Source organism: Cobetia sp. MC34 (assembly GCF_018340035.1).
GTDB classification, from domain to species: domain Bacteria; phylum Pseudomonadota; class Gammaproteobacteria; order Pseudomonadales; family Halomonadaceae; genus Cobetia; species Cobetia amphilecti.
In genome coordinates this window covers 1-4,274 of record NZ_JADPPY010000070.1, presented here as the reverse complement: position 1 = coordinate 4,274, position 4,274 = coordinate 1, and the positions used below count along the sequence as shown (strand labels likewise).

Sequence of the window (4,274 nt, the reverse complement as noted above, 5' to 3'; positions counted from 1 at the left end):
ATACCTACCTGAAGAATGTGTTGGAAAGGCTGCCGACCCAAAAGGCTAGCCAAGTGCACGAACTTCTGCCCCATCATTGGCAGCATACTGCGTGATCACTCGCAAGCGGTGATGCCCGAACGCTTACCGCTAACTTCAAATTTGATGCCGAAAGTATCTACACCCTCTTACACTTATTGCGCTAAAAAATAAATGACAACTAGTGTTTTACTTACTAGAGTATTATAGCCAGCGGTGTTGCCTAAACGGACAATAGGCATCATCCAGTAAGTTCCCATATTTTCATGAGATGAGATCACCTTCATGGACGAAATGAGCATCCTGTCTGTCAACGCACATAGAGACATCGTAGATCATGTGCCTTTAGCTATCACTACGAGTACCGAAGGTTACGCATTGCTCCTTGCCCGAACGCAGCAGGCTACTTATCTCGTGATCGTCCAGCTGATGGGACGCACTGTCTCGACAATAGAACTCGCCTCATCGCGTTATGCGGAATTTGTCATTCAGCTAATCGATGAACATATTCGGCAACACCCTGGGCTTCGGGGAGAGGAGCTCAATACGCACATTACTCTCAGAGCCAAGAACCATTTAACCCGTACCCCACTGCCTGGCGACTTTCTGGCTCCTATCGCTTGATCGCCCTGGCCGCTGAGTGCAACCGCTCGCCTGGCGGCCAGCCAAGAACGGCGATAAGACCTTGATATGGCAGCACACGTTGGATAAGGGGCATTATTGTGGGTGGCGCTTGAGCAGCCCGGACGGGTGACTCACCGACCGCACGCGCGCAACCGCATGTGGCGGGTCCTCAGCAAGTCCCATCGAGATTCGTTCCCACGCGCGCAAAGGCTTGCCCTCTTGCCGACACCCCATCATCATCAAGGGAAAGATCGCTTCAACTTCAAGGACTTCCTCTTTGGCAACACGTCACTCCTCCGGCCTCTCTCCCCGCGACATGAAACAACAGCTGCTGGACAAGGCGCGTGCCCGTCGTACCCAAACAACCGCTCGCGTGGCGGACGACGCAGGCGACGATGTGTTTGCCAGCAAGCCAACACCGCTGGTGATCAGCGATGACTTCGTGCGTTTCGATCGCCAGCCCGGTTATCAGCAGCTGAGCATGATGCAGCAGGCCGGTGCCGCCTTCGGCGTGCCGGAGCCCTTTTTCCGCGTGCATGAAGGCTGCGCCGGCGCCACGACACGCATCGATGGGCGCGAGCTGATCAACTTCGCCAGCTACAACTACCTCGACTATTCCCGTCATCCCGAGGTGATCAAGGCGGCGGCCGAGGCGGCGGCCCATTACGGCACCTCGGTGTCGGCCTCACGCGCCGTCTCCGGTGAGCGTCCGATCCATCGGCAGCTGGAAGCGGCGGTGGCGCGCACCTACGAGGTCGAGGATGCGGTGGTGTTCGTCAGCGGTCATGCCACCAATGTCTCCACGCTGGGCTATCTGCTCGGCCCGAAGGACCTGATCCTGCATGACGAGTGGATCCACAACAGCTCGCTGGTGGGCGCTCAGCTCTCCGGCGCTCGTCGCATGCCCTTCGCGCACAACGACCCCGACGCGCTGGAAGCCCTACTCAGCAGTCAGCGCGGCAAGTTCGAGCGCGTGCTGATCGTCACTGAAGGCCTCTACAGCATGGACGGCGACGTGCCGGACCTGCCGCGTCTGATCGCCCTCAAGCAACAGTACCGCTGCTGGCTGATGGTCGATGAAGCCCACTCCTTCGGCGTGCTTGGGGAGCGCGGGCTCGGCCTGAGGGAGCACTTCGACATCGCTGCGCGTGACGTCGATATCTGGATGGGCACGATGAGCAAGACGCTGTCCGGCTGCGGCGGCTACATCGCCGGCTGCAAGGAGCTGGTCAGCATGTTGCGCTACTTCGCGCCGGGCTTCCTCTACTCGGTGGGCATGCCGGCCCAGGTCGCCGCCCCGTCGCTGAAGATCCTCGAACTGCTCCAGGGTGATGATGCCAGACAGCGCATCGCGCGCCTGCATGCCGTCTCCGGCTACTTCCTCACGCGCGCCCGTGCGCTGGGGCTGGATGTCGGCGACAGCCTGGGCGTCGCGGTGGTGCCTGTCATCCTCGGCAGCTCCCTGGTGGCGGCACGCCTCTCCAACCAGTTGTTCGAGGCCGGCTTCAACGTCCAGCCCATCCTGCACCCCGCCGTGCCGGAGAAGAGCGCTCGTCTGCGCTTCTTCCTCTCCTGCGAGCACACCGAAGCCCAGGTGGACGCCGTCCTCGAGACCCTCATCCAGCAGCTGAGCGACATTAAGGCAGGGCTCTGAGGGTCGTCAGCCCACACGGGACGGATCGGCCAGTTCTGCCATTTCACACCCCGGAACGAAAAACGCGGCCCTGCTCAAAAGCGGGGCCGCGTTTTTGTCACGGGATCGTCACTACCGAAAATCAGTGCTTGAGTGATACCTCAGTCGGTGAGGCTCACGCCTGATCTCCCGAAAGCTCGCTCAACACCTGCTCGAACACCTCTTTAGGCTGGGCCCCGTTCAGAGCGCTGCGACGATTGAAGACGAAGGTCGGCACGCTGGAGATGCCCATCTGCTGCCACTGGGCTTCGTGCGCCCTTACCTGCTGGAGGGCTTCCGGGTCGTCCAGTTTTGCCAGCCCTTCAGTGGCATCCAGCCCGACCGCGGCCAGAGCGTCCGCCATCACGGCGCGGTCTGACATGTCCTTCTGCAAGGTGAAGTAGTCAGCATAGAACTGCATCATCAGGTCATGCTGCATGCCCTGTTCGGCGGCGTACTCGAGCAGAACGTGGAGCTCGAGGGTATTCACCATGCGCATGTCGTCGAAGAAATTGAAGACCAGGCCTTCCTCGGCTGCCAGAGCGGTCAGGTTGCGACGTACCTCGGCACTGGCCTTGGGCGTGGTGTCGTACTTGCGCTCGATATGGGCGCGCAGATTCTCGCCATGTGCCGGCATGTCCGGATTCAGCTCGAAGGGCTGCCATTCGATCTCGACGCTATCTTCCAGGCCGAGTGACTGAATGGCGCTCTCGAGGCGCTTGTAGCCGATCACGCACCACGGGCACATCACGTCGGAGACGATGTCGATCTTGAGCTTGTCTTGCATGTCAGTTCTCCTGAGCGGTGAAGCAACCTCCTCCACCCCACGTAAATAGTCGTGAGCGACTGCTCAAATTTTGCGCGTACTGTAGACCCGTCACCTTCGCAGGTCAAAATACTTTCAGGGTGCCTGCTGTGTCTCGAGGCGTCGCTCGTGGGCGCGCAGCGTGCCCCACACGATCGCCAGCCAGAAGGCGTAGACCATCACGCCACTGGCCTGGGAGAACATCACCCAGGTCATCCCGAAGTCGAGGAAGGTCAGCGGCAGTAGCACGCCGGCGACAGCCAGTGAGCGCAATGTCAGATCATCGCTGTCCAGGCGACGGTAGAAGAGTCGCAGCGGCACCAGATAGAGTGCCAGCAACGCCAGCAAGCCCAGTATCCCGCGCTTGACCCAGGCATCGAGAAACTCGTTGTGGGGATGCTCGTAAGGTTGAACGTGGCGACTAAGCTCTCCCCGCTCGATCATCGCATCACGCGCCTCGGCATACCCCGTCTCGCCCCTGCCCAGCCACGGCTGCTCGGCGATCATCAGCAGAGCCCCCCGCCACATCTCGAGACGCGCCCCCGCAGAGGTGCCGGCATTGCGGTCCTCCACGTACTTCGTGACATCCGAGACACCGGCTTCGACACGTTGCTGAATGCCGGTGGCCGGCGTCATCACCATCAAGGCGATCACCCCGGCGCACATGAAGACGCCCAGTCTGAGCACACGGCGTGAAATCACCTCACCATACCTGCGATACAGCACCCAGGCCGCGAAGGGAAAGCCGATCCAACCGCCGCGTGTCCCCGACATCAACGAGCCGATGATGCCGAAGGCCCCGCCAACCAGCAGCGCCAGTATCCAATAGCGCCGCCGGGCACCTGCCTGACTCATCAGGGAAAACGCATGAAAGCTTTCAGACCGCGAGAATGTCAGCAAGATATGTCTCAACCAGTGCCGCTTTCTTCTGTTTCCGCCGAATTCCGCCTTTGAAAGATTTCTCTCCTTTCAGATAATTCAGCGCAATATGCCGGACCCTGGCGAGGTTTTCCCCCGCCTGTCCGCGGTGGATTTTGCAGGCATCTTCACGAAGCGCCACATCCAAAGACCAGTGGAGCTTGGCCTCAATATGCCAGTGCTGCCGAGCTGCTTCGGCGAGCTTCTTGGCGGTCAACTCGGCTGAACTAATGTAGT

Annotated in this window: 5 protein-coding genes; 2 read left to right on the top strand and 3 right to left on the bottom strand. The window is 60.1% G+C overall.

All coding sequences use genetic code 11. The features are described from left to right. The first annotated feature begins 8 nt into the window (after positions 1-8). Complete coding sequence (locus IZU87_RS18100) at positions 9-95, top strand: hypothetical protein (protein ID WP_349305200.1); 87 nt, start codon at positions 9-11, stop codon at positions 93-95. Between the two features lie 863 nt (positions 96-958). Further along, a complete protein-coding gene (locus IZU87_RS17060) occupies positions 959-2,296 on the top strand; it encodes an aminotransferase class I/II-fold pyridoxal phosphate-dependent enzyme (protein ID WP_175090705.1) in 1,338 nt (445 codons plus the stop codon). Between the two features lie 154 nt (positions 2,297-2,450). Here IZU87_RS17060 and IZU87_RS17055 read toward each other — a convergent pair whose 3' ends face one another. From IZU87_RS17055 to IZU87_RS17045, 3 genes are all read right to left on the bottom strand, one after another. Continuing rightward, positions 2,451-3,101 (bottom strand): DsbA family oxidoreductase, encoded by a 651-nt coding sequence (locus tag IZU87_RS17055; RefSeq protein ID WP_191237307.1) that lies wholly within the window; start codon positions 3,099-3,101, stop codon positions 2,451-2,453. 114 nt (positions 3,102-3,215) lie between these two features. Next, the gene (locus IZU87_RS17050) at positions 3,216-3,974 is read right to left on the bottom strand and encodes an O-antigen ligase family protein (protein WP_213115340.1); all 759 of its coding nucleotides are present in this window, start codon (positions 3,972-3,974) and stop codon (positions 3,216-3,218) included. 22 nt (positions 3,975-3,996) lie between these two features. After that, positions 3,997-4,274 (bottom strand): ISAs1 family transposase (locus tag IZU87_RS17045; protein ID WP_213115339.1); only part of this gene is annotated, 278 nt, incomplete at its 5' end.